The organism is Aeromonas sp. HMWF014, assembly GCF_963878295.1.
GTDB classification, from domain to species: Bacteria; Pseudomonadota; Gammaproteobacteria; order Enterobacterales; family Aeromonadaceae; genus Aeromonas; species Aeromonas popoffii.
Map to the genome: position 1 here is coordinate 5,669 of NZ_CAWNYS010000085.1, position 2,010 is coordinate 7,678.

3 protein-coding genes are annotated in these 2,010 nt (G+C 62.4%); 2 read left to right on the forward strand and 1 reads right to left on the reverse strand.

The annotated features are described in order from the left end of the window. Together AAC083_RS22875 and lpxH are read left to right on the forward strand one after the other, a co-directional pair. The coding region (locus AAC083_RS22875) for a DUF4269 domain-containing protein (protein WP_258224873.1) at positions 1-378 on the forward strand (378 nt) is incomplete at its 5' end. Beyond that, a complete protein-coding gene (lpxH, locus tag AAC083_RS03345; RefSeq protein ID WP_108537998.1) occupies positions 375-1,112 on the forward strand; it encodes a UDP-2,3-diacylglucosamine diphosphatase in 738 nt (245 codons plus the stop codon). The genes AAC083_RS22875 and lpxH, both read left to right, overlap by 4 nt. Positions 1,113-1,210: 98 nt before the next feature. Here the strand turns inward: lpxH and nrfD are convergent. Beyond that, positions 1,211-2,010, reverse strand: an 800-nt coding sequence (nrfD, locus tag AAC083_RS03350) for a cytochrome c nitrite reductase subunit NrfD (RefSeq protein WP_258224874.1), incomplete at its 5' end; no start/stop codon positions are given.

Below are 2,010 nucleotides of genomic sequence, written 5' to 3' on the forward strand. Positions count from 1 at the left end.
CAGGGTTGGCAACGCCGCGCCCTGGGCAGCGACATCTGGCTGCTGGAGCAGACCCTGACCGACGCCGATGGCCGCAGCTGGCCCATCGAGCTCTATGTCACCCCGGCGAGGGTCGAAACCCTCAACGGCTGGCGCCACCTCAGCCTGATGGCCGCCCTGATCGAGCACTTTGGTCACCCCTTTTACCGCACCCTGCTCGCCCTGCGCCTGCAGCAAGGGCTGAAAGGGGAAGCGGCCATCTGCCGCCTGCTGAAATTGTCCGGCGATCCCTATCAGGCGCTGTTGACCCTGGAAGGCCGCAACCTTGACCAGTTTGACTGGCACCCTCACCCTATGACCCATACAGCCAGAATCGGGGCACCTCGCACGCCATCATGAGCACCCTCTTTATCAGTGACATTCACCTGTGCAGCGATCGGCCCGACATGACGGCCGCGCTGGTGCACTTTCTGGAGCACGACGCACCCGGTGCCGACGCCCTCTATGTGTTGGGAGATCTGTTTGAATTCTGGATTGGCGACGACGATCCCAATCCGCTCCACCAGCAGATCGCCGAGGCCTTTGCGGCCCTGAGCCAACAACAGGTGCCCCTCTATTTCATTCACGGCAACCGCGACTTTATGTTGGGCCAGCAGTTTGCCAAGCGGGCTGGCATGACCCTGCTCGGCGACCCTTGCGTCATCGAGCTCTATGGGGAGCGGGTGTTGCTGAGCCACGGCGATCTGCTCTGCACCCGGGATGAGGGATATCAGAAATATCGCCGCATCACCCAGTTCAAGTGGCTGCGCTGGCTGTTCTTGCGGTTGCCGCTGAGCCGCCGTCAGGCCATCGCCCACAAGATCCGTGGCCAAAGCCGGATGGAGAAAACCGTCAAACGCCAGACCATCATGGATGTGACGCCACAGGCGGTGGACGAGATGCTGCGCCAGCACGGCTGCCGAACCATGATCCACGGCCACACCCACAGGCCCGCCATCCACGACTTCACGCTCGACGGTCAACCCGCCCGCCGCATCGTGCTGGGGGACTGGTTCGAGCAGGGATCCGTGCTGGTGTGCCGCCCCGGCGAGCAACACCTCGAAGTGCGGGCCCTGCAAGGGGCCAGTGACTGAGCGGTCACGGGCGAACAACCGCGACGCACGGCCATGAAAAAGGCGGGATCATCCCGCCTTTTTGCTTTTTCTCTTGCGCCAAGGCAGAGCCGGGCGCGTTACATCACCGTCATCTGACCGGCATAGAGGATGAAGTAACGCAGCAGCAATATGCCCACCAGACTCAAGCTGCAGATCAGCGCCAACCGGGCAGGCTGGTGCGCCCGCGCCTTAGCGCCAAACAGCCCCAGCAACTGGGGTAGCACTATGCCAAGGCCTATCACCCCGAACCAGAACACCTGGGACCAGAAACCGCCGCCAAGCGCCGCCCACATGGCCGCCTCTCGCTGACCACCACCGAAGTAGAGGCCGGTGAAGAAACAGACCAGCAGGAAGATCTCGATGGCGACGATGGGCCGCTCGAACCTGTGCACGAAACTCACCCCCTGGCTGTGGCCATCCTCCCGAAACAGGGTCACCGCCAGCAAGATGGTGGAGGCGATGCCCGAGCTGATGCCGGACACCAGAAACAGTGCAGGCAGGATGGGATTGTTGAGCATGGGGTAGGTCTTGAGGGCCGAGAGCAGGAAGCCGGTGTAGGCCCCGAGCAACACCGCCAGCAGTAACAGCAAGGGGCTGAGCAGCCGTTCAAGCTGCGCCAGCTTGCCAATCAGGGTGTCGATAAAGGCGAACTTGTCCCCTAGCCACTGCCGACGCAGCGCCCCAATCTCGGCCCTGAACACCACGGCCAGCCAGGCAAACAGCACCGCCATATAGACCTGAAACAGCATGACCCCCATCGACATGACGGAGTCGAACTGGTAGTGGAACATCAGCTTCCAGAAGGTCCAGGGACGGGCCAGGTGGAAGATAAGGATCAAGAGCCCCAGGATCACGCTGAGCGGCGCCAGTATGGCGG